This window comes from Candidatus Zixiibacteriota bacterium, assembly GCA_040753495.1.
In the GTDB taxonomy this organism is placed as follows: Bacteria; Zixibacteria; MSB-5A5; order GN15; family PGXB01; genus DYGG01.
The window spans coordinates 1-22843 of sequence record JBFMEF010000051.1 but is presented as its reverse complement, the minus strand read 5'-3'; the positions used below and the strand labels follow the sequence as shown (position 1 = coordinate 22843).

At 49.4% G+C, this 22843-nt stretch carries 21 protein-coding genes; 16 read left to right on the top strand and 5 right to left on the bottom strand.

Going from position 1 to position 22843, the window contains the following annotated elements; translation table 11 throughout:
• The 9 genes from AB1690_03255 to AB1690_03215 form a co-directional block, all read left to right on the top strand.
• Nucleotides 1–904, top strand: a 904-nt coding sequence (locus AB1690_03255) for a hypothetical protein (GenBank protein MEW6014321.1), incomplete at its 5' end; no start/stop codon positions are given.
• Nucleotides 901–2547 carry a DUF885 domain-containing protein gene (locus tag AB1690_03250; protein MEW6014320.1) on the top strand — a complete coding sequence of 549 codons (1647 nt, stop codon included), beginning with the start codon at nt 901–903 and terminating at the stop codon, nt 2545–2547. The genes AB1690_03255 and AB1690_03250, both read left to right, overlap by 4 nt.
• A 56-nt stretch (nt 2548–2603) precedes the next feature.
• Nucleotides 2604–2930 (top strand): thioredoxin, encoded by a 327-nt coding sequence (trxA, locus tag AB1690_03245; protein MEW6014319.1) that lies wholly within the window; start codon nt 2604–2606, stop codon nt 2928–2930.
• Between the two features lie 3 nt (nt 2931–2933).
• Complete coding sequence (locus tag AB1690_03240) at nt 2934–3374, top strand: CoA-binding protein (GenBank protein ID MEW6014318.1); 441 nt, start codon at nt 2934–2936, stop codon at nt 3372–3374.
• 272 nt (nt 3375–3646) lie between these two features.
• Nucleotides 3647–4465 carry a rhomboid family intramembrane serine protease gene (locus AB1690_03235; GenBank protein MEW6014317.1) on the top strand — a complete coding sequence of 273 codons (819 nt, stop codon included), beginning with the start codon at nt 3647–3649 and terminating at the stop codon, nt 4463–4465.
• A gap of 19 nt (nt 4466–4484) precedes the next feature.
• Nucleotides 4485–5687 carry a hypothetical protein gene (locus AB1690_03230; protein MEW6014316.1) on the top strand — a complete coding sequence of 401 codons (1203 nt, stop codon included), beginning with the start codon at nt 4485–4487 and terminating at the stop codon, nt 5685–5687.
• A gap of 57 nt (nt 5688–5744) precedes the next feature.
• On the top strand, nt 5745–6482 hold the full coding sequence (locus tag AB1690_03225) for a cytochrome c biogenesis protein CcdA (GenBank protein MEW6014315.1): 738 nt from the start codon (nt 5745–5747) through the stop codon (nt 6480–6482).
• A 105-nt stretch (nt 6483–6587) separates the two neighbouring features.
• Complete coding sequence (locus AB1690_03220) at nt 6588–7331, top strand: DUF2064 domain-containing protein (protein ID MEW6014314.1); 744 nt, start codon at nt 6588–6590, stop codon at nt 7329–7331.
• A 6-nt stretch (nt 7332–7337) separates the two neighbouring features.
• Complete coding sequence (locus AB1690_03215; GenBank protein ID MEW6014313.1) at nt 7338–8066, top strand: creatininase family protein; 729 nt, start codon at nt 7338–7340, stop codon at nt 8064–8066.
• A 30-nt stretch (nt 8067–8096) separates the two neighbouring features.
• Here AB1690_03215 and AB1690_03210 read toward each other — a convergent pair whose 3' ends face one another.
• From AB1690_03210 to AB1690_03190, 5 genes are all read right to left on the bottom strand, one after another.
• On the bottom strand, nt 8097–9476 hold the full coding sequence (locus AB1690_03210) for an outer membrane protein transport protein (GenBank protein MEW6014312.1): 1380 nt from the start codon (nt 9474–9476) through the stop codon (nt 8097–8099).
• Between the two features lie 3 nt (nt 9477–9479).
• Complete coding sequence (locus tag AB1690_03205; protein ID MEW6014311.1) at nt 9480–10016, bottom strand: hypothetical protein; 537 nt, start codon at nt 10014–10016, stop codon at nt 9480–9482.
• A gap of 20 nt (nt 10017–10036) precedes the next feature.
• Complete coding sequence (locus tag AB1690_03200) at nt 10037–10828, bottom strand: hypothetical protein (protein ID MEW6014310.1); 792 nt, start codon at nt 10826–10828, stop codon at nt 10037–10039.
• A gap of 223 nt (nt 10829–11051) precedes the next feature.
• Nucleotides 11052–11567 carry a nitroreductase family protein gene (locus AB1690_03195; protein MEW6014309.1) on the bottom strand — a complete coding sequence of 172 codons (516 nt, stop codon included), beginning with the start codon at nt 11565–11567 and terminating at the stop codon, nt 11052–11054.
• A 1-nt stretch (nt 11568) separates the two neighbouring features.
• Nucleotides 11569–12411 carry an aminotransferase class IV gene (locus AB1690_03190; protein MEW6014308.1) on the bottom strand — a complete coding sequence of 281 codons (843 nt, stop codon included), beginning with the start codon at nt 12409–12411 and terminating at the stop codon, nt 11569–11571.
• An 85-nt stretch (nt 12412–12496) separates the two neighbouring features.
• Between AB1690_03190 and AB1690_03185 the strand changes: the two genes are divergently transcribed.
• The 7 genes from AB1690_03185 (at nt 12497) to nifS (ending at nt 22608) form a co-directional block, all read left to right on the top strand.
• A complete protein-coding gene (locus AB1690_03185) occupies nt 12497–13720 on the top strand; it encodes a DUF401 family protein (protein ID MEW6014307.1) in 1224 nt (407 codons plus the stop codon).
• Nucleotides 13721–13824: 104 nt separating this feature from the next.
• A complete protein-coding gene (locus AB1690_03180; protein ID MEW6014306.1) occupies nt 13825–14427 on the top strand; it encodes a sigma-70 family RNA polymerase sigma factor in 603 nt (200 codons plus the stop codon).
• Nucleotides 14428–14518: 91 nt separating this feature from the next.
• Nucleotides 14519–15106, top strand: a complete 588-nt coding sequence (locus AB1690_03175) for a hypothetical protein (protein ID MEW6014305.1) — start codon at nt 14519–14521, stop codon at nt 15104–15106.
• Between the two features lie 129 nt (nt 15107–15235).
• Nucleotides 15236–15916 carry a carboxymuconolactone decarboxylase family protein gene (locus AB1690_03170; protein ID MEW6014304.1) on the top strand — a complete coding sequence of 227 codons (681 nt, stop codon included), beginning with the start codon at nt 15236–15238 and terminating at the stop codon, nt 15914–15916.
• Nucleotides 15900–19430 (top strand): translocation/assembly module TamB domain-containing protein, encoded by a 3531-nt coding sequence (locus AB1690_03165; GenBank protein ID MEW6014303.1) that lies wholly within the window; start codon nt 15900–15902, stop codon nt 19428–19430. Before AB1690_03170 ends, AB1690_03165 begins: the two co-directional genes overlap by 17 nt.
• Before the next feature lies 1 nt (nt 19431).
• Complete coding sequence (locus AB1690_03160) at nt 19432–21327, top strand: BamA/TamA family outer membrane protein (protein ID MEW6014302.1); 1896 nt, start codon at nt 19432–19434, stop codon at nt 21325–21327.
• Nucleotides 21328–21438: 111 nt separating this feature from the next.
• The gene (gene nifS / locus AB1690_03155) at nt 21439–22608 is read left to right on the top strand and encodes a cysteine desulfurase NifS (protein ID MEW6014301.1); all 1170 of its coding nucleotides are present in this window, start codon (nt 21439–21441) and stop codon (nt 22606–22608) included.
• Nucleotides 22609–22843 lie beyond the last annotated feature (235 nt).

The window sequence follows — 22843 nt, the reverse complement described above, 5'->3', positions numbered from 1 at the left end:
GGGTTACAAAAATGTGCCTATTTATTCGCCCAATTCGCGCTCAGCTTATAGTGACTTCGGTTTAGAAAAGACGCCGTTTCGACGATTAGGCTGGCGCGGAATGGTCTTCATCGATTGCTTGATTAAGGCTTTGCTCACAACCAGACCTTACGAAGTCGAGAAGGGGACATCAGAAAACACCTATAACCACTATCTAAAGACGCTGCAGGATTGCATCATCGCTGGCAACGATATCAATCTGCTGGCGGAAGAGGCCGCCGCGAAATTCGCCCAGATTAAATGCCACCCGCGAGGGAAACCGGTAATTGGGTTGGTGGGGGAGATATATCTTAGAAACAATCGTTTCTCCAATAATCATCTTATAGAGAAACTGGAAGCTCTGGGGATGGAGGTCCGTCTCGCCACTTTTGGAGAGTGGGTGAATTACACCTCTTTTACCTTCAAGCTTGATTCATTATACAGAAAAAGATGGAAGAATATAGTCAAAGCCACTCTGCAGGGGTATTATCAGCATCGTGACGAAAAAGAAATCGAGAGACATTTCCAAAAGAATTTCCCAATTGAAAAAGAGAGCTCGATTGCGCGGGTGCTTCAGTATGCTTCGCCCTATCTGCCGGTAACGGTTAGAGGCGAGGCGGTCCTTTCCATAGGCAAGGCAGTCGATTTCTTCCAGTCGGGAGCCTCGGGAATTATCAATTGCATGCCATTTAACTGCATGCCGGGGACAATTGTCACTTCCTTATCCCGACGGGTGGCGGCTGACTTGCGTAATATTCCGTGGCTGAATATCAGCTATGAGGGGCTTCAGGACACTGGTGAAGAAACCAGGCTGGAAGCCTTTGTGGAGCAGGTCCGCAATTTTGCCCGGAATTCGCAGGAGACAACGACTCAGAGAATAGCATGAGCGCGCCACGGCATCCGAAGGTCGACGAATTAATAGATTCCTTCCTCGATACCTACTGGCAGATAAACTGCTCTTCGGCTACTTTTAATGGCATTCATAAATATGACTCAGAATTGGACCACTGGGGAATTACCGAGCGGAAAGAATATCAAAGAAAGCTTCGTAACTGGCGCCGCGAAATCGAGACACGGCTGAAAGCGGATACGCTGGACCCCGGGGAGAGGCTGGACCTGGAAGTGCTTCTGTGCGAAATCGAGAAAGGGATAGCCGAGGGGGAATATTTCGACCGCTTTAAGAATGACCCGTCTCTATATCCCAATGCGGCAATCATGGCGCTTTTGATTCTCGAGATTAGGGAATTTGCGCCCCTTGAGGAGCGGCTGGCGGCGCTACTGGGGCGGCTCAAGGATATACCCCGCTTTCTCACGGAAGCAATGGATAGTCTGAGACAATCAGAGAAAATTCCGCGCGAATGGCTGACAATGGCTCAGGAAGCCAACTCGGCCGCTCAGAAATATTTTACAAGCATAATAACAGGAACAGCGACAAAATTCCCGCCGCTGCGCCACGAGCTAATGGCTGCCGCCACTCTGGCTTCTAAATTTGTCGAAGAATATGAGCAATTTATAAGCAATGAGTTGCTTAAGCGGGCAGATGGCTCCTTTGCGGCGGGCAGTGAATTCTACGAAGTTCTTCTCCAGCGACATCATCTGCTGCCCTACCGAGCCTCGGACCTCAAAAAGATGGGGCAGGAATATCTGGAGCGGACACTCCGGGAGATGCGTGAGACGGCAGCTGATATTGAGCCCCGGAAAAGTCTTCGGGAAGTTATTGAAGATATCAAAAAAGATACCCCCGAAGAAGCCGAGCTGGAGAATTATTACCGCGAAGTGGTACGGAAAACACGGGAATTTGTCGTGGCTCGGGGGCTGGTAACTCTGCCGCCTGACGAGTCTCTGGAAATAATGACTACGCCCCCTTCAGAACGGGGAACACTGCCTTATGCGGCGTATATGCAGCCGGCTCCGTTTGAAACCAATCAAAAGGGATATTTCTGGGTAACTCCGCTTGACAAACGGCTCAGCCGGGAACATCAGCAGACACAGCTGACCGGTCACAGTCGCGCCGCCATTGAAGTCAGGGCGCTGCACGAGGGGTACCCGGGGCATCATTTGCAGTTATGCCTCGCCAACCGCTTGCCCTCGAAAGTGAGACGAGTTTTTGGCACCAATGTATTTGTGGAGGGATGGGCTCTCTATTGTGAGGAATTGATGAAAAGGGAAGGATTTTATCGGGACCGACGGACCGACCTGATGCAGCTGAAAGACCAGCTATGGCGCTCCTGCCGGGTAGTGATTGACGTGGGGATTCACACCGGGGAGATGACATTCGATGAGGCGGTTAAAATGCTGGTAGAGACGGCGATGCTGGAGCCGACCAGCGCCGTGGCCGAGGTGCGGCGATACACCCAGAATCCAACGCAACCGATGAGTTATCTGATAGGCAAAATAGAGATAGAGCGTCTATCGACCGACTACCGCTTGAAATTTCCGAATAAAAGTTTGCGGCAATTTCACGATGAATTATTATCTTACGGCTCGGTACCGATTGCGCTGGCGCGGCGGGAAATGCTGGGAACTTAAGATGTGACAAGTTGTTAAAGCATTACATAAAATTATAAGAATGAAATGGAGTAAAAATGAGCAAACCGGTAGAAATCAGTGATGGTTCTTTCGAAGCTGAAGTCATTAAATCAGATAAGCCAGTCATAGTGGATTTTTGGGCGACCTGGTGCGGTCCCTGTAAAATGATTGCCCCGATTTTGGAAGAAGTCGCCACCGAGTATGACGGCAAATTGAAAATAGCCAAGATGGATGTTGACTCTAACACCAAAGTTGCCTCCCAGTACGGAATTATGTCAATTCCGACCCTGCTCTTTTTTAAGAACGGTCAGTTAGTCGACCAGGTAATTGGGGCGATTCCGAAAGCGCAGCTTGTCAATCGTCTTGCCAAAGTACTTGCTTGAGATATGCCAACCTACAGTGACACCGGAGAAGGGTGGAAAAACCCCTCTCCGGAGCAGATTCGAGGGCTTCTTAACAGCTCTAAGGTAATTGCTGTAGTAGGGCTCTCCTCAAATCCCGAAAGGCCCAGCCATAATATCGGGCGATATCTTATGGAGAAAGGGTATCGCGTCATTCCGGTGAATCCCAATGAAACAGAAGTGCTGGGGGAGAAATCATATCCGGACTTAAAATCAGTGCCGGAGAAGATTGATATTGTGGATGTTTTCCGCAGGGGTGATGCGGCGGCGGAAATAACGGCTGAGGCGATAGCTGTCGGCGCCAAAGCGGTCTGGCTGCAAGAAGGGGTGATTTCGCTACCGGCGTTTCAGATGGGGGAGAAGGCCGGCTTGATTATGGTTATGGACCGCTGCATTTTCAAAGAGCATTCCGGCATGATTGAGTAGATTTGGCATGTGCAGCTACGATATCATTTTCCTGGCTATATTTCTGGCAATCTGGATTCTCATTCTGGTCTTTGTTCTTCCTCGCCTGGGTAAACATACTTGACTTCCGAGCAGCTGTGACATCCAGTTGGATGAGTCGTCATCTAAGAAAGACTCTGACATGTAAAACAATTAGTAAAGAATTGTTTGCTGTCCCTATCTCTATTTGATTGACAAAGCGGGCGCAAGTCGCCATTATTAAGCATAAGTGAAAGCATGCCGATAGGTTAATTATGAGTTGGAACGAACATTATTCCGGCGCGCCGTCGAGTTTTCGAATCGGTCCCGGGCTCCTCTCACCGGCTATAAAGTACCTGATGATTGTAACCGGCGGGGTCTTTTTTCTTCAGCTTCTGTTAAAGTATCCGATTGAATTGACGTTCGGGCTGACGCCGGCAATTTTCTTTCGGGAGTTCCCGAATTATCTGTTTCAACCGTTGACCTACATGTTTTTCCATGCGGGGTTCTTCCATATCTTTTTCAATATGTTTTCTCTCTGGATGTTCGGCACCGAGATTGAACAGTCCTGGGGTTCGCGTTCATTTCTCAAGTTCTATCTTCTGTGTGGTCTGGGCGGTGCCCTTCTTTCTCTGGCGTTAAATCCAGGGTTGTCCCGGCCAATAGTTGGAGCATCGGGCGCCATTTATGGAGTGCTTTTGGCATACTGGTTAATGTTCCCCGACCGTTATCTTCTCATTTTCTTTATCTTCCCGATGAAGGTTCGCTGGGCAATTCCGCTTTTCGCGGTCTTGAATTTTCTGGCGGCAGGGCCAAACGTGGCGCATCTGGCACATCTCGGGGGGGCACTGGTGGGATTCCTTTATCTTAAGGCGGACTGGCGGTTACGGCGCCCTTTCCAGTGGCTGAAGTCGTTGCGCCACAAGCGAAAGGTTAATCAACTGGAGAAAAACCGTCAAAAAGCCGAAGAAATAATGAGAAGAGTTGATGCTATCCTGGATAAGATCAACGAGGTAGGCATCGAAAATATATCCCGGGATGACCGCAAATTCCTTGAGGAAGCCAGCCAGATTTTATCCAAGAATGATAAATAATTTTGCATTCACAGGTTAAATGCCAAAGAAGATACTGGTAGCAGAAAAGTCTGACACCATTCGGGGTATCGCTGAAGCGGTATTGCATCAGAATGGATATGATGTCGTCTCGGCAGCGACATTGGAAAAAGCCAAAGAGCTTATCATTACCGGACAGCCAAATCTTATCGTTCTGGGGGCGGACCTGAAAGACGCCGAAGGAAAATATCTCTATGATTCCCTGGAAGAGAATCCCATGATGGCGTCGATTCCGCTTCTGCTCATCGCCGACCCCGATGGCCGTTCTCTGCCGTATCCTGACGAAGTTATCCTTCCCCGTCCTTTTGAGCCGAATGACTTTATCGAGAGGGTTCGTCTTTTTGCCGGCGGCGGGAATCAAAAGCCGGCGACTTCCGGAGCCGCGCTTCGCGACCACTTCACTATGGATACTATCGATGACGCTTTCCTCGATGCCGCGCTGGGGATAGAAAAAATTTCGGTGGAATCATCCGAAGAGTTTGACAAGACATTCATGACTGGTAAACTGAAGACCGGAGCCAAGTCAGACGGCGGCGATGCCTTCAATATTGCGCAACAGCCGATTGACGAGCAGGAGAAGAAAGGCGGCATGCAAAAAGTCGAAACTCTGATGATTCGCGAGGACAACGGCACGGTAAAGGAACCGAAAAAGGGACAGGAGAAGCTCTCTGGGACGTCCCAAATCGAAATCGCCTCGGACCAGTATGGTCTGATTACTCATGAGGCGCCAGCCAAACCGGATGTATTGAAACCGAATGTCCATGATTATGACTGGTTCATCAAGGAAATGCAGAAGGATGCCGCAAACATCACATTTACTCCTGATGGACCCAAAGTAACCTCCACCCCAAGCGAAAAGATTATGGAGCCGATTCCGCCGACCGTGGCGGAGGTGGAACATCCTGCCACCAACATTTCTGAAGAGATGCCGGCGGTTGCGGCCGGTGTTGAGAAGTTCATAGAGAAGTTTAAGGAAGAGGTTAAGCAGCTGGAGAGTCAGGCAGAAGCGGTCAGCGCCGACAGGGGCGAAACGCCGGCCCTCCCCGAATCGGCCGACCTGGGCGAAGTTCGACACTTTTCAAACTATGTGGCGGAGCTTCTTGCCGAAAGGCTGGCGAAAGAGATTGCCTCAAAGCTGGATGCCGAAACCATTTTCAAACTGGTCAAAAGCGACCTCGCCAAGATACTGGCGGCAAAAAAATAATTCCCGATTTGGTCTTTTCCGATTATATTCCTCCTCAATCTAAATTGAGGAGTTCTAATGTTTGAAAGCAGCGTAAGCTATCTAAGCGCCTTGCTCGCCGGAGGACTGTCGTTCGTATCTCCCTGTGTCTTGCCTTTAATCCCGGGATATATTTCTTTTATTTCCGGGGTTTCCATGGAAGAATTGACCGACAAAGAGAAATCCTCGAAACATTTATCACGAATAATTGCCAACACCATATTCTTCGTTCTCGGTTTTTCGACAGTTTTCATAGCGCTGGGCGCCTCGGCATCGTTTATCGGCAAGTGGCTGTTCCAGAATCTGGGGATATTCAACAAGGTCGCCGGAGTGATTATCTTTCTCCTGGGCTTGCATGTCACGGGACTGGTGCGAATAAAGGCGCTCAATTATGAAAAGCGGATTCATGCGGGACAGAAAAAATTCGGCATTCTCGGTTCCGGACTTATCGGGATGGCTTTTGCCTTTGGCTGGACTCCCTGTATCGGTCCTATTCTGGGCTCGATATTGACCCTGGCGGCGAATCAAGAGACGGTCAGCCAGGGAATCATTCTTCTTTCGTTTTATTCCGCGGGACTGGGAATACCGTTCATATTGACGGCGCTACTGTTTAATTTTCTAATCGGGTTTTTCGGATTTATCAAACGGCATTTTCGGGCGGTGGAGATTATATCCGGCGGGCTCTTGATGCTCATCGGTATCTTGATATTCTTCAATCTCCTGCAGCATATTTCAAACTTTTTACTTGATGCTTTCCCGGCATTAAATGTCGGATGAGCAGCAATAAAAATATTTTTCAGGGCGCCGTCTCTTGACGGCGCTGATTCCCCCTTTTATATTGAATGCCATGTCAGGATACAGGATATAAACAGCGCGGAGAAAATGGCAAATACCAGGAAAAATGATGCCGTTCTGGCAGTCTGTGTACAGGAAGTTACGGAAGACGGCTCCGAGCTCGATATCGGCAGCGGTCTGACGGCAGAAGATTTGCGATTGTTGCATCACGCTTTCATCGCCGATACCATCGTGAATATTCTCGACACCAAAGGGGTCGATATACATCTTTTCTATGCTGACTTCCCGGAGACAAAAAAATCGGTTAACACGGTCCTCAATTATCTTTCCAAGAAACTGAAAGGGAAGAAAGCGGAAGTGCTCTCCAACGGTTTGCGTATTACGGCTCTGCCCCAGGAGAGATGGGGGAGGAAGATGGAAGCCGCTTTTGAGAAATGTTTTAATGACGGTTACCGGCATGTCCTCTTCATCGGAAGCAGGACGCCGACTTTGAAAGAGAATCTTCTGCGGATGGCGCTGAAACTTCTCAAAAAGTCTGATGCCGTCTTCGGTCCAACCGTGGAAGGGCGGTATTACCTGATAGGGATGTCCAATAAATACCATGTGGAGCTGGCGTCGTTTGACTGGCGCTCTCCCAATATTTATGCCGAAGTCGCCAACAGTTTCAAGGAGAAAGGTCTTTCCTGGTCGGAGATGGAGATATGGTACGCCGTGGAGCATCCGGAAGACCTGGAGTATCTGATTCGCGATATTAATCAGTATCGCCTGGAAGGGGATGAAATATCGGCTAAAGAGACAGAGTTGGTGTTAGAGAGGATAATGAGCAGGTAGCCAGGAATGCAGCGTGAACTGGAAAAACTGACCTGGCGCCAGATGAAAGAACTGGTGCCGCAGAAGATTGACACCCTGATATTTCCGGTCGGGACGGTCGAAGCGCACGGAGTCACGGCGCTGGGCACCGACAATATTATTCCGGTTTCGATGGCTCACTATCTTGCCGACAGAATAAATGCCTTAATCGCGCCGGTAGTCAATTATGGAATTACTCGCTCGCTTTATGGATATCCCGGCTCGGTGACGGTATCGGAGGAGAGTTTTCGGAAATATATAAATGATATTCTGGTCTCTTTCGCGCACAACGGTTTCAGGAAAGTAATCTTACTCAACGGACATGGCGGGAATAACGCCGTTCTGAAAGAGGTCTCTCTCAACTTTCATTATCAATTCAAAGTCAAAATCGCCGTGATTCACTGGTGGGAACTTTGCCGCAACACGGTGGTGGAGTTTTACGGTGAAGCCGGCGGGCATGCCGCGCTGGATGAAACCGCGCTGGTGCAGGCGGTCGACCCCTCCCTGGTGGACGAAAAGCTGTATGAGGAAAAAATGGCGTATTTTGTCAGAGCCGGAGCCGACATTTACCCTATTCCAGGGACAATCCTCCTTTATACCAAGGGCGAGGGATACCCTCGTTTCGACATTGATAAAGCCAAGCAGTTTCAGAAAAAACTGTTTGAGGAAGTTGAAGAATTTGTCAAACTAATCTTGAAAAACTGGGAAAGCATTTAAGCGAAGGCGGTCAGTGACCGCCTTTACTTTTTAGAATCGATATGCCGCGGTCAGATAAAGCCGGCTGGTAGAAACATCCTCATCGATAATCAAGTAGTGGTCAACGGCCGGGTCTCCGTTATAAACTGAAGCGTACAGAAAATCAGAATTTCGGCTGTAAGTTGTCCGCACCCATGCCAGGTCGATAGTCATGACCTGGTCAACCAGGACGCCTAATCCGAAAGAATATCCGAACCGACTATCATTCTGAAACTCCTCTTTGAACGGCAAGGGGTCGGTAAAAAAGCCGCTGCGGAGGGATAGACCTAAAGAGGGGAAAACATACTCGCCACCGACCCGGAAGCGGAGGGCATCTTTATAATATCGCTTAATTTCATCGTTGTATTGTTCCATGAGGTCGTTATTGCCATAGGAAAGTTGCGCCCAGTCGGTGTAATCCAAGTCGACCGCGACGGTGGCGTTATTCATCTGGAAAAGGACGCCGGCAGAAAACACAAATGGTCTCTTGACACTGTACTCGACGAAGTCGAAATAATCACTCTCGTCGATAATAGTGTCAGCCTTGTATGTGTAACCACTTGAGTTCTCATCAACGTTTAGCATTACTGGTGTTTCGACAGTGAGTCCAAGCCCGATTTTGGCCGACAGTTTCATCGCCAAACCGAGTTTGGCTCCAACCCCGAGATATTTGTCCTCGATATAAGTCTGTTCTCGATAAAGGAGTGAGTTGGCGGAATCCAGATTATATTCCCAGTTGTACTCATGTTTGCCGGAGTACAGCAGGGCGGTTCCGCCAAACGAAATATTGGGCGAAAGGTCAACGCCGAATCCGAAGCCCCACTGATATAGTCCCCCCGATTGAAATTCGGAGCCGGAGGCGGCAATGTCATCCAGACCATTTACGTCGCGATGATACATCTTAAAGGTGCGGTCAAAATCAGCCACCCGCGCTACCCCAAAACCGAAGACCAGGGCGCCGCGATAGGTGGGGTAAGGGACAGTTATCAGCGCCGTATTGATACGAGTATTGCTCCGGTTGTCTTTTGCCGCTCCGGAAACCGGGGAGTAACCCTCGAACCGTCCCGGAAAGATATCGACCGTCGGGATGACGCTGTTGCGGTCGACAACTTTGCGGATGTTCCGTACCGACGACTCGTTATTGAATTTCTGATTGGACATCCCGAGGTTGAATTCAATCCGCGGGATGCGGGCAAGATTCGCCGGATTGTAGAACAGTGATGCGCCGTCAATCGACATCAGACCGGCGCCGCCCATAGCCATCTGACGGGCGCCGTATCCAAAGAAATTTCCGGCGGTGATTTCTTCAACGCTTTCAATATAATCAGCCTGCACCATGGCCGGGAAGCAGATGAAAAGCAGCCATATTAAACCGATAGAGAATGACTTCATATTCTATTCCCTTCCGCCACGGCGGGGAGCCTTTTTCCCGGAATCAGGATTATCCTTCTGTTTATCGTCGCCCGGTTTCGATTGCGGCGGGTCGCCGGGGGTACCAGGTTTGGTGCCGGAAGAGCCGCCTGATGCCGGCGGATTGGTTCCCTGAAAAGAGGGAATTACGCTGGTAGGGCTGGTATAGGGGGGACGAAGCGCATCACGACGGACCGCCTTTTCCCCTTCTGATGGTCGCGGAGAGAGGTCGTCATCATCGCGGTATTTGCGGTCACCATCATACCAGTAATAATCCCACCACCAGGGGTAGGCGTAGTATCGTCCCCAGCGGGGGGTACTCCACCAGTAGTCAGGATAATGGCCATAAAAATATCCGTAGGGATATTCATGATAGTCAGTATGGCAACTGAGGCAATTATTCTGATAATCGTGGGCGGTATAGCTCTCATCGGTAGTGGGGTGTTTCAACACCGTATAACAGCCGATGAAAGCAAAAACGACTACGCTCAAAGGTATCAGGAGGGTAATAGTGCGTCGCATTTATTTTAAACCTCCGAAGGCTAAAAGTACTCCAGGTAGCGGAAGCGGAGGCCGCGGCCAAAAGAACTGGTATCACGCCGGTTGTTGAGCAGGTTTTCAAAAACCGCCTCCATTTCCAGATTATCGGCAAAGAGCCATTTCAATCCGATATTGAAGTAGCCCCGTCCTTTGCCGAACGAAGAGCCGGATTTGTCATCATTGAGAGCCATATCATATTCGAGAGTCATCCCGACATTGTAACTGAACTGGGTATCAAAGCCGAAAAAGACGGAGGGGTCCTTGTCTTTATCGACTTCATGCTCCAGGGAATAGTTGACGCCGAAATGAGCGCCCATGGCCCAGTTATAATAGTAAAAGGAGCGGCTAAGGACGGCGTAGAATCCTTTTGACTTGTAAGTGAATCGTTTCCAGTCCTCATGATAAGAGCCATATCCTTCAGATGAAAACCCGAGCGCCAGCGCCGGCATATAGTACTGCTCATCAACAATGCGCAGTTTAATATTGAATTCGACGCTGGGGTGCCAGTCGGGGTCGGTCTCAGATATAACCCTGTCGGCGCCATAGGAGGCGCCGATCATGAAATGGTCAGTCAGACCGATAGTAGTGCCGCTTTGAATGCCGCCATTCGCCTGCACCCTCAAAATGACATCAAAAGTCCCTCTCGGCAGTGTCCCTGCCGTGGGGGCATTAATGAGATAGCGCAGGGGGATTTCGTAGTTGGCCTTACGGTCCTGCCGCTGCGCCTCGGCGGTCGAAAAAGTTATCGCGCACAGCGCCATTATTAGCGCCATTGTCTTCAAAGATTGACGCATCCTACCCTCCATGATAAGTGAGCAATCTTTCGTTTGGGGCGATAATACCTTTTTAACCATACCGTGGCAATAAAAAACTACTTATCTCTTATACAGATATAGGCAAATTTCATTCCAATTCTTCTGCCGCGAATGCTTCCGAGGGAAAGTAAAATTGGAAGTCAATAATCAGCGCCGCCAAAGCACAAATATTGTTCAATGCCTTCTGTGATTTGCACTCAAATCATTCATGCCACTGCTCATCAATGAGAATCTCCTCCAAAAATTTTCTATCTTTTGGAGGGGGGACCTCTGCCGGACATCCAAGGGTCATGAAGCCGACCAGAATATATTCTTCCGGGATAGCGAGGTACTTCTTTGCCGCTGCTAGGTCAAAGGAGCCTATCCAGCAGGTACCGAGCGATTCGCTGGCGGCGGCAAGAGCGATTTGCGTTAAGGCGATGGCAATATCAATCTGCGATGACGGCTGCCCCGAGCCCATACGGTAATCAGGGTTGGTGGCAACGCCAGCGATGATAACGGAGGCGTCGGCAATCCATAGCCGCTCCTTGCAGATGCGGGCAATCTCTTTTTTCCGGCTGTCGTCACGGATGACGATAAATTTCCAGGGCTGTAGATTTTTCGCCGACGGCGCCAAACGCGCGGAATCCATAATCCGGCGGAAAATATCATCAGGTATCGGTTTCTTCAGATAAGCCCGAATGGAACGTCGCTTCTGTACAGCCTCATAGAATTCCATTCTATCTGCTCTTGAATATCAGTTCTTTCAGAAGTCGCTGGAGTTGAGCTGTGACTTTGCCGGCGGTGAAGTCATAGCCGATTTTATCATGAAAAATATGGGTGACCGGAAGAATAAGTTTTATTGAAGAAGAGATGAAAATCTCATCCGCTTTGAGCAATCCTTTGAGGTCAATATTTCTTTCCCCGGCTTTGATTCCGGCGTCGGACGCCAGGGCGAGAATATGACGTCGGGTCATTCCCTCAAGACACCCGCTGGACAAAGGGGGTGTGAAAAGCTCATTGTTTTTTACCCAGAAAAGGCTCGCCGAGGAGGTTTCGGCAACATTCCCCTTGTGATTCAAAAGTATGGCGTCATCAAAACCCTCAGCATATGCCAGTTTGCGGGATGACATTTCCAGCACAAAAGAGAGAGTCTTAATATGTCTGAATGGGGAGCGCTCATCGACGGCGAAAGGGGAGACCGTGAGCCGAAAAGGGTCTTTTGGAAGCCGATGCTCGGTGACGATTATGAGAAGGCGCGGTTTCTGTTTTCGGCCCGACCAGAAGCGGGAATCGCCGGCAGTAAGCGTAACGCGAACTTTCTTAATCGTCGCCGAATTGAGCGCAAGGGCATCTGATATCCATCGCGACAGCTTCTTGCGACTGACCGGAATATTGATATTGATAAGGCGCGCTCCTTTCTCAAGACGTTCTAAGTGGTCGTCGAGAAAGACAGCGCGGTCGCCCACCGCCAGAAAGGTCTCAAAAAGCCCATCGGCGTAAAAGAGAGCATTGTCAAAAATCGGGATAACTGCCTGCCGGACCGGTAGCGCCTTGCCATCAATGGAGCAGTTTATCTTCATATCGGTGCTACAATATATGATTTGGGATAGGACAATACAATACCGTAGTTGACATTATCGGATTGCTGTCTATATTTCCGGTTCTATGACCGACCTCATCAAGCTGGGGATTATCTTCATTGTCATCATTCTGGCAATCAGAAAGAAGTTATTCGTGGGATACACGCTATTTTTGGCGGGGATACTTCTGGGTTTGCTGTTTCAAGTTCCTGTCTCAAGGTTTCCGGCTATCTACAAAGACCTCTTCTTGTCGGAGCGGTTCCTGACTCTGTATGGAATAATTGTTCTGATAACCTTTCTGGGGCGACTCCTGAAGGAAATCGGTTATTTTAACCGCTTGGTTGACGCCACCAGGAGCCTGAAAGGAGGAGCGCGCACGGCGGCGGCGGTAATGCCGGCGATGGTCGGTCTTATGCCGATGCCGGGGGGAGCGCTTCTCTCAGCGCCGCTGGTGGCGGAAGTCTTGCCGAAAGGGAAATATTCGCCGGAGTTTTTAACAGTCCTTAATTACTGGTCAAGGCATGTGATTGAATTCTGCTGGCCTGTATATCCGGGGCTGATTCTAACAGCCGCTCTTACCAGTCAAACCGTCGGCACTATCACTCTTCTCCAAATCGTCCTCTCTTTGATTATGATTCCCGTGGGGATAGTTTTCATTGTCAGCAAGGTTAAAGAGCCGGTTCAGAGTGGGGGGCGTATTCTATTGCCGCTCAGCAAAATAGTCCTTGCCGTCTGGCCTATAATTCTGGCCATCTCGATTTCGGCAATATTTTCTATGAGGCTGATTGTTGCCGTTGCCATAGCGCTTATCCTGCTTCTGGCATGGGAAAGACCCAGGTGGAATCAGGTTCGCGAAGTCCTAAAAGAGGCGCTGGCGCCCAGCCTGTTTATGCTGGTTTTCGGAATTCTTTCCTTCCAGGAACTTTTAGAGATATCCAATGCAGTAAGTTCTATTCCAAGGCTGACACTTCAGTTTGGACTGCCGCCGGGAGTGATTATTTTTGCCCTGACATTTTCCGTGGGACTTCTGACCGGCATGGTGACAGCATTTATTGGCTTATCCTATCCTTTGCTTTCCGGCTATCTTTATCAGCCGGAGATCGATTTCGGGAACATCTATTTTGCCTTCCTTTCCGGGTATCTGGGAATGATGCTTTCGCCGACACACTTCTGTTTGATTCTGACTAATGAGTATTTCAAGGCAAATCTTGCCCGAGTTTACCGTCTATTGGCGCCGCCGCTGCTAACTCTATTTCTCTTAGGGACTTTGCTCTATATTATCGGGTACCCCTGGCGGATTTTTGAGTAATTGTCAACTTATTATCTTGCATATTGTTATAAAAAGCTCCATTTTTAAAGGAACTTGGTTAAATGTCGAATGTAATATTTATAAATAACTTATGCAGGTGACCTGTGGAAAAAGAAGACCAGAAGCAATCTGATTACCGGCTGATGGAGCGGGTCAAGGCGGGGGACCTGGTTGCTTTCAATCAGATTGTGGACAAGTACAGGGACCGTCTGATGAATGTCATTTTCCGGATGGTCCAGGGGACAGAGGAGGCAGAGGATATAGTTCAGGAGACATTTCTCCGGGTATATCAGCATCGGGATTCTTTTGATTTTCGTCACTGTTTCTCTACCTGGCTTTACACGATAGCCTTGAATCTCGCCCGCAATGAGCTGCGGAAGAGAAAAAGATTTAAGTTCTTTGATATTTTTGATATGCAAGGGAAAGAAGGGGAGATAGCGGTTGAAATGGAACTGCCGTCAAATCTTCCCCAGGCTCTGGAGAAGGCATTAGAGAGTCTCCCGGAGAAATATAAAACCGCATTTGTCTTGCGGGACATTCAGGAGCTTCCCTATGAAGAGGTGGCTCAGATAATGAATATTCCGCTGGGTACGGTCAAATCGCGGGTTAATCGAGCCCGGGCAATACTTAGAGATAAATTGAAACCGAGAATGGAGGAGTATAATGCGTTGTCAAAGGGTACGCTACTACCTGTCAGCCTTCTGTAGAGGAGAGCTGTCGGAGGGGAAGCGTAAGGCAGTAGCGGCGCATTTGCAGAGTTGTACCGAGTGCAGCAGGGAGGAGAGTTTTATTCGGGAAATGTCTATGGCCGGCAGACATCTGAGGGCATATCAGACAGCGCCCGATTTCAATGCTCGTCTGCTCAATCGGATTGCTGAAGAGCGCTTTAAGGAGACCAGGAGCAAGGCATATTTTCCGCCGAAGAAGGCGCCGGTATTCTCCTGGAGCCGGGCAATACCGGTGGCGGCGACCGCCTGCCTGGTGTTGGCTTTTGTCCTGACCGGCGGTGTTAAGAATCTTCTTACAGATGAGCCCTCGCCGCTGGCGGTTGAGGAGATTTCCACCGGAAGTGGTCTTGATGACCGCTATCTGACCGTGCAGCCGCAGGGTGAGCATGCTTTGGCGATCCACAAACGGACGTCTGCCGGAAGCGGTCAGTGGGCATTTCAGAAGGAATTGGCGCGGGTTAATCGTATCAAAGGTTTTGTCAACTCTCTTGCCAGCCAGAACAGTTTTGACCCCTATGCCGGCAGAGGCGGAGAGCATATGATTATGCCGGTAAATCCGCGGGTCTATCTGGAGATTATTCTCAACGGGCAGCCGCTGATTCGTCCGTTGCCGAACAATCAATCAACCAACACATTGGAGGCGGGACAGACCTATTGATAAATAGATAACAGGATAGTATGACCGTCGCGGCTATATAGCCTCGGCGGTTTTTTTATTGGTCTGGTTGGCAATTATTATAATATATCGGTTGCGCCATTATTGCACGGTAAGTTATTTATGGGATTGATGATGAAGACAGATGAAATCGCCGGATACTTCCGCTCCCATGACTGGGGAAAGAAAAACCGCAGACTGCGGATGCTCAGTTTTCTTTCGGCTTCGATTGCAATTGGCAACAATGACCAGACCACTGCCATCTTGCGCTGCCTGAAGACAAACCGCGTGGCTCGAGTCGCGATTTATGAGACAATCCTCCAAAGTTATCTGTTTCTGGGCTTTCCCAAAATGATTGAAGCCGCAATCTGTTTCGGGGAGGTCTTTGGACAATATAAGATCGCCCGGCCGGTCAGGGCTTATACTTCCAAAGAGATGGAGAAATGGTTTCGGATGGGATATGCGCTATGTCGGAGAGTCTATGGCAGGAATTTCCGATTGCTGGAGAAAAGATTCAGTCGTCTTTCTCCGGAGCTTTTTCGCTGGATGGTAATAGAAGGTTATGGTAAGGTGCTTTCACGTCCCGGGCTGTCTCAGAAAGAAAGAGAACTGGCAGAGGTGGCGGCCCTGATTGCAGAACGACGAGAACGGCAACTGATTTCGCATCTATTAGGCAGCCTCAATGTCGGCGCCGATATCCGGCTTTTGAGAGAAGTAGCGGATGATATCGCGCCTCTGGTTGGAATTAAAGCGAGCCGGCTTGCCGATAAAACTATTGATATGGTCGAAAGAAAGTATGCGGCTGAAAAATAAACTGCTGTTAATTCTGTTCTCATCTGTTTTTGCTTTTGTACTGGGGTTATATATTGCGTTCTTCCATTTGGGATTGCTGGAATATCTGGTTAATCGTCAGTTGCGAAATATCATTGCCGGAAACCTTTCGCTGAAAGTAAATATCGGAGATATCGGCGGCGATTACTTCCGGGAACTGGTGATATCGAATATTCAGGTCGATTATGATGACGGCAATTCTCGCTATAATATGGCGACCATACCAACTCTCCGACTTCAATACAATCCGTCCGATTTCTGGCGCGGGGTCATTCGATTCAATAAGATTGTAATCGATTCGGCGCAATTGACGCTGACAAGGGGGGCTGATGGCCGCTGGCTGGTGCCAACTCCGAATGTCAAGGGAACCGGAGATAAGAAAGCAATATCCTTCGAAGTTCAGGAATTGGAGTTAGCCAGCCTCCGACTTCGTCTATTGCGTCCGCAGGATAGTCTGATTTTCGACCGGATAACATTAAAGGCGGCGCTGGAAGCCCGCGACAATACCTATGCTCTGCGGCTTGATACCTTGAGCTACCGCTCCTCGGAACGAAAGTTTAACATTAATTATGCCAAAGGAAAGGCATCGCTGACAGGAAGCAACCTGATGCTTCAGGACCTGGTACTGAAGACCGATTCGTCAGACCTGACTTTGGGCGGGCAGATGACCCTGACAGAGGGGTTGACGTGGAAAATGCTTCTTCAGGCGCGGCGACTGAATCTTCACGAGGGATTAAGTTTTATCAATGTCAATCTAAGCGGCGATATTTCTGCGGAGGGAGAAGTCTCATATCAGGACCGGAAGATTTCGGGGAAAGCAAAAATCAGCGGTACATTTGAGCATCGTCTCTTTGACTCTTTAATGGTGGCATTCCGATACTTTGATAAGGAATTATCACTGGATACCCTTTCGGGTGAAATTCTTGACGGCACCGCTATCGAGGGCCGGGGCGATATCGACCTCGGTATCAAACCGGAGCGGTATCATCTTAAGGCAAAAATTCGCGGCTTCAATCTCAATAATCTGGTCAGCGATACCTATGAAACAAATCTTAATGGGGATATCGATCTGAGCGGCAGCGGACTGAAAGGAGAAAGCCTTCTTCTGGATGTAATCGTTGACCTGGGGGAATCGTGGTTTGATGAATATCACGCCTATGAACTGAATGGCGCCATGGCCATTACCACTGATAGCATTCGATTTCAGGACGATTTTATAATTCACTATAAGGACAATTACTTCAATGTGTCGGGGAGATTAGATTATAGAGGTGATATTGACCTCGACGGAACAACGCGCTTTGAAGACCTTTCGGCGTTCAACCGGCAGACTTTTATTGAACGAATGGGGGGGCGCGCCGACCTCTCCTTTAAAGTCACCGGCGTCGTTCGCAATCCTGATATCTCCGGAGAAATTAAATCAGATTCACTCTGGCTTTATGACATCTATTCTCGTCAGGCGCGAATTGACTTTGATATGAGGCACTATCTGTACGACCGGGATGGCTCTGTAAATGCGGAGTTGTTCAATGGTTCGGCTTACGACATTCCCTTCGACACCATAATCCTGGAAATGGCGGTTGATTCCCAGTTTGTTAAATTCGAGAAGGCTTATCTTCGAAATCAGTATTCTGAGGCCGACAGCCGGGGAAGCCTGGACTACCTCTCCTATCCGCAGGTTTTGAAATTAGATACTCTGAATTTGCGCTTGATAGAGCTAAATGCGGCAAATCAGGGCGAAATCGTAATCAATATAGATTCCTCCGGCTACGCTATTGAACAGTGTCGATTACTTCGTCCTCAAGGCGCCCTGGAAGGTACGGGACGGGTCAACTATGACGACACCTGGAATCTGTCATTTAACGCCGAAAGATTGCATATCAGACCGCTGGTGGCGCTTATTAACGACAGCCTCGATGTGGATGGAATCATGCATGGCGGCGGGAAACTGGCAGGTTCTTTCGACAACAGCCGGATTGAATTTGTCGGCGCCATCGATTCTCTTCAGTACCAAGGTCTGGTTTTGGGGGATATGTATATTAATTGCGATTATCGCGACAGCATGATTTATATCGATTCTATCGCTCTCAATAGCCATACCGGATATTATCTCGCGCGAGGCACGATGCCGGTCAATCTCAAGTTCAGATCGGAAGAGCCACTCTGGCTCGAAGAGGAACAGAATATCGATATTACGGCGGTTGATGTCCGTCTGGATATGGTGAGCCTGCTTCTTAACGAAGTGGAGCAGTTTACCGGGGACTTCCGGGCCGATTTCAAATTGACCGGGACACCGGTAAAACCGAAAATCGACGGCAAGATTTCGATACAAAAGGGGCGCTTGAAACTTTTCGACCTGGTCGATCCGATAGAAGATATCGACCTGAAAATGAGCATGAAAGACCGGGTGATGACCATCGACAGCGTCACCGGCATTTGTCGGGGAGGGAAGAAAAAAGCCGGGCAGATCAGCGGCGGCGGCACGATTGTTGTAAACGCGATTGACCAGTTCGATTATGACCTGAAGCTTAAGGCACGCGATTTTCCGGCGGTTTATGAGCTGGGCGATATAAACGCCGTGGTTGACGCCGACCTGCAGGTCCGGGGGCTCACTCCCCCGACCGTGAGCGGAAATGTTACTCTGCAATCGGCGGTTTATCGGGAAAACTTTGCCAGAGAAAATGAAGGGTGGATTATGCTGACCTCGCTTCAGGGCGACCAGACCTGGGACCTGGACCTGGATGTCGAAGTCTCTTCGAATCTCTGGATAAAGAACGACGACATCGATGCCGAATTCGCCGGCGAGATAAATTTCATAAGGGAAAAGGGCGTTTATCGATATATCGGCTCGCTGGAGATACTGCGAGGAAAAGGGTTTCTGGCTGACAGAACCTTTCGAATTGAAACCGGGAGCACCATCAGTTATGAGGATATTGAATATCCCAATCCGCGTCTGGATATATACGCTGTAACGCAGATTAGGGGCTCGGCGACCAGCCAGACCGGCCAGAATGAAGTCTCCAATTTTGATTTACGGGTGCATGTGACAGGGACGCTGGATGAGCCGATAATCAGCGCCGCCGAGGGATCGCAATTTTCCACGGAAGAGATAATACCGCTGATATTCACTAATTACTATCAATCATCCGGTGAAGGATCGCTGGGGACATCGGAGAGAGTCAGCGACCGGATAACCAGCGGGCTCTCCGGGTACCTGAGCACGCAATTCACTCAGATCGGTTCCCGGTCACTGGGGGTGGAGACATTTGAAATCGACCCGGTATATGGGGATAAATTTGACCCGCTGGGAACACGACTGACCGTTGGATTTTATACTCATCCCAATCTTTATATCTATGGCCGGTCGGCAATCTCTGGGGTGGCCGGGCAGGAGGTCGGATTTGAATATCGCCTTAAGCGAAATCTGCTGCTTGAGGGACGACGCGACGATGAAGACTTGTACCATCTTATTCTGAATCTATACTGGGATTATTAATATGATGCGAGGCTTTAAGGCTTTCTTATTTCTGATGGTCTTGTTCGCAGCGGAACCCCCGTTAGCCAGCACCGAGGCTGATTATCTCAACCGATGGCTGCGCCGTAAACCTTATATCCAGAGCATTCAAGTCTCGGGTAACCGGTTTTTCGGCGAATCGGAGATAAAGAGCGCTCTGTTCTCCCGTACTGATGACTTTCTTCGAAGGATAAAATCGGATAGACGTATCCGGGTGCAACGCGAAACGCCCCTGCGAGACACCTCAGAGATAAAGTATCTCTATTTGACCTCAGGTTTTCTCGGTGTAAGAGTTCAGGAGCAATTCGTGCCTATTCTTCCCGATTCTAACGCTCTGGTCAAGATTGATATTCATGAAGGCCGAAGATTCTTTTATTCCGATTTGATGGTTCTGGGAAATTATCCGGAATCATTCCGCAAAGATATCAATCGGGTTGTAGCGCGGTTCAAGCCAAAAGAGGCAGTGGACCCATTCCGGCTGAAGCAGGCTACTTACGATTTGAAATCATCCTTCGCCAATAAAGGTTATCCCTATGCCCGCATTGATTTCAAGGTAGATACAACGGCCGAGAGCGACCGGGCGGAAGTGACATTCAATATACAGTCAGACTCTCTGGTGCATTTTGGCGAATTGGAAATCATCGGGAACGAAAAATACGCTCCAGGAAGCGTCCGCCGCGAAATTACCTTTCGTCCCGGTGATATTTACAGCCGCAGCAAGATTATCGAATCGCAGAAACGGCTCCTGAGCACCGGCAATTACCTGACCTTGCAGCTCTACAGCAACACGGAAGATACTCTGGATACGGCGCGCCGCTTGAAGCCGGGAATAAGACTGACTTTGAAAGAGAAGAACCCTCATTACGTCTCAATTAAAACCGGCGCCAGTCAGGACCGCTACAAAGACTTGATTTGGGGGCTCTCGGCATCATGGGGCAAACGGAACCTCTTTGGGTCGCGATTCCTGGAACTCTCCGCCTATTCTGGATTCGTGGTATTTACGGAATGGCGGGTGCTTTATCATAATTATCGCGCCCGATTCACGGAGCCATGGTTTCTCGGTATCCGAATGCCTATGACCCTTACGACGGAGATATCGCCGGGGGTGCGTTCCGCCGTCCAGCCGTATAGAATTCAGACCTGGTCTGTTTCTCTGGAGACTTTTCGCGAGTTCAATCAGAAACTTAAGATAACGACCGGATTAGAATACCGGTCGGTAAATATCTATGGACTCAGCCCGGAGGAGGAGATTCTGTATCGTCAGGATAAAGGGATAAATGTCCGAAGGATTTTCTATAACAGCATAGTGCGGGACAGCCGGAACAACCCTTTTGTACCGGTGACGGGGTCGATGAGTATCCTGAAAATCGAGTACGCCGGAGGAGTTTTGAATGGCGATGACAATTTTTACCGTGGCGAAGCCAGTTGGTCGCGATTTCAGAAGATATGGCCCGGGTGGATATCGGCATCACGGCTGAAGATGGGGTATGTCAAGGAATTCGGGGAGTCGAAGGATGTTCCAATCGACGCGCGGTTTTATGCCGGCGGGGCGAACAGCGTCAGAGGCTATGCCGAAAACGACTTGGGACCGAAACTTGGTGACGGCACACCGAGCGGCGCCAATCTGCTTTTGATTGCCAACCAGGAGTTTCGCTTTCCGTTGATAGGGAAGCTCTGGGGGTCGTTTTTTGCCGATGCCGGAAACGGCTTTTTCAAGCTGGAGGATATAAAATGGAGCCGGGTGGCATTTTCCTACGGAGTGGGATTTCAGTTTATCTCGCCGGCCGGTCCCATTCGCCTCGATTATGCCCGCCGCATCGATACCGATGAAACCGACCCGGGATATCGCTTCCATTTCACAATTCTTTATGCTTTCTAAAGAATCTGCCGTAACCTATCAGGATAAATGCCGGAGGCAGCTGTTGACACCGGCCGAAAATTGACTATTTTAATATAGTTTAGGAAAGTCACCATTTTAGAGGTATGCCAGTTGAAATCGATATATCTTGATTATAACAGCACTACCCCGCTCGATGAGCGAGTTTTGGAAGCGATGCTTCCTTATCTGAGAGAGAAATTCGGCAATGCCAGCTCTATCCATCACTTCGGCCGGGAAGCCAAAGCCGGTATTGAGGAGGCGCGGGAGAAGGTTGCCGCGGCTATTGGGGCGGAGCCCTCGGAAATATATTTCACTTCAGGTGGCACCGAAGCCGACAATATTGCCCTGAAAGGGGCGGCATACCAGCGTAAGGGAAAACGGGAGCATCTGGTGGTCTCTTCGATTGAACATCATGCCATTCTGGAATCTGCCCGAGCATTGCAGAAGGATGGATTTAAAGTCGATTACGCCGGCACCGATGGTTTGGGCTTCATCCCGCGCGAAACCCTGCAGCAGATGTTGACCGAGCAGACATCCATAGTCTCGATTATGCATGCCAATAACGAGGTTGGCACCATTCAAGATATCAAAGGGCTCGCCGCGCTGACGCATGCCAAAGGGGCCTTGTTCCATACCGATGCGGTGCAGTCAACCGGAAAAATTAAAGTTAATGTCAAAGAGCTGGATGTCGACTTGTTATCGCTTTCGGCGCATAAGATTTACGGTCCCAAAGGGGTGGGCGCCCTATTTATCCGTAAAGGAATCAAGATTGCGCCGCTTTTTCACGGCGGACATCATGAAAAGGGGAGAAGAGCCGGAACCGAAAATGTGGCCGGTATTGTCGGTCTGGGGCGGGCCATTGAGATTGCCGAAGAGATGCGAGAAAAGGAGCATGCCCGCCTTGCGTCACTGGCAGATTTCTTCATTTCTAACCTTCAGACTAAAGTTGGGGACGTATTTCTCAACGGACCGCGGGAAAATAACAAGCGGGTACCCTCGACAGTTAATTGCTCGTTCCAGGCGGTCGAGGGAGAATCGATAATACTTTCCCTAGATATGAAAGGGATTGGGGTCGCTTCCGGTTCGGCTTGCACTTCCGGGTCGCTGGAAGCCTCACATGTTCTGACGGCAATGAAGATTCCCGCGGAACTTGCCCAGGGCTCGATTCGGTTTTCATTTGGGAGATTCACAACTAAAGAAGATTTGGAATATACCATTTCCGTTCTTCCCGAGATTATAGAGAGATTGCGGGCGATGTCGCCGCTTTATAAAGGAAAATAGAACGGGATTTCACAGGATAATCGGGGTCGATTATCCGACCCCTTTTTTATTATGGCGAAGAAAGTTCTGGTGGCGGTATCCGGCGGGGTAGATTCGTAAACGGCACTTATGCTTCTCAAGCAGCAAGGTTATGACGTCGCCGCGGCCCATATGAAACTGTGGGATTATGCCGAGGTCGGTGGTGACGCACATTATGACGGGCGCTGTTGTTCGCTGGAAGCAATTAACGACTTAA

Excerpts from the sequence above, each read along its gene's own strand:
- AB1690_03225 (MEW6014315.1), top strand. The coding sequence starts at position 5,745 with ATGTTTGAAAGCAGCGTAAGCTATCTAAGCGCCTTGCTCGCCGGAGGA.
- AB1690_03230 (MEW6014316.1), top strand. The coding sequence starts at position 4,485 with ATGCCAAAGAAGATACTGGTAGCAGAAAAGTCTGACACCATTCGGGGT.
- AB1690_03190 (MEW6014308.1), bottom strand. The coding sequence starts at position 12,411 with ATGAAGATAAACTGCTCCATTGATGGCAAGGCGCTACCGGTCCGGCAG.
- AB1690_03175 (MEW6014305.1), top strand. The coding sequence starts at position 14,519 with ATGTCTATGGCCGGCAGACATCTGAGGGCATATCAGACAGCGCCCGAT.
- AB1690_03220 (MEW6014314.1), top strand. The coding sequence starts at position 6,588 with ATGGCAAATACCAGGAAAAATGATGCCGTTCTGGCAGTCTGTGTACAG.
- AB1690_03210 (MEW6014312.1), bottom strand. The coding sequence starts at position 9,476 with ATGAAGTCATTCTCTATCGGTTTAATATGGCTGCTTTTCATCTGCTTC.
- AB1690_03160 (MEW6014302.1), top strand. The coding sequence starts at position 19,432 with ATGATGCGAGGCTTTAAGGCTTTCTTATTTCTGATGGTCTTGTTCGCA.
- AB1690_03170 (MEW6014304.1), top strand. The coding sequence starts at position 15,236 with ATGATGAAGACAGATGAAATCGCCGGATACTTCCGCTCCCATGACTGG.
- AB1690_03195 (MEW6014309.1), bottom strand. The coding sequence starts at position 11,567 with ATGGAATTCTATGAGGCTGTACAGAAGCGACGTTCCATTCGGGCTTAT.
- AB1690_03235 (MEW6014317.1), top strand. The coding sequence starts at position 3,647 with ATGAGTTGGAACGAACATTATTCCGGCGCGCCGTCGAGTTTTCGAATC.
- AB1690_03165 (MEW6014303.1), top strand. The coding sequence starts at position 15,900 with ATGCGGCTGAAAAATAAACTGCTGTTAATTCTGTTCTCATCTGTTTTT.
- AB1690_03240 (MEW6014318.1), top strand. The coding sequence starts at position 2,934 with ATGCCAACCTACAGTGACACCGGAGAAGGGTGGAAAAACCCCTCTCCG.
- AB1690_03215 (MEW6014313.1), top strand. The coding sequence starts at position 7,338 with ATGCAGCGTGAACTGGAAAAACTGACCTGGCGCCAGATGAAAGAACTG.
- trxA (MEW6014319.1), top strand. The coding sequence starts at position 2,604 with ATGAGCAAACCGGTAGAAATCAGTGATGGTTCTTTCGAAGCTGAAGTC.
- AB1690_03205 (MEW6014311.1), bottom strand. The coding sequence starts at position 10,016 with ATGCGACGCACTATTACCCTCCTGATACCTTTGAGCGTAGTCGTTTTT.
- AB1690_03200 (MEW6014310.1), bottom strand. The coding sequence starts at position 10,828 with ATGCGTCAATCTTTGAAGACAATGGCGCTAATAATGGCGCTGTGCGCG.
- AB1690_03185 (MEW6014307.1), top strand. The coding sequence starts at position 12,497 with ATGACCGACCTCATCAAGCTGGGGATTATCTTCATTGTCATCATTCTG.
- AB1690_03250 (MEW6014320.1), top strand. The coding sequence starts at position 901 with ATGAGCGCGCCACGGCATCCGAAGGTCGACGAATTAATAGATTCCTTC.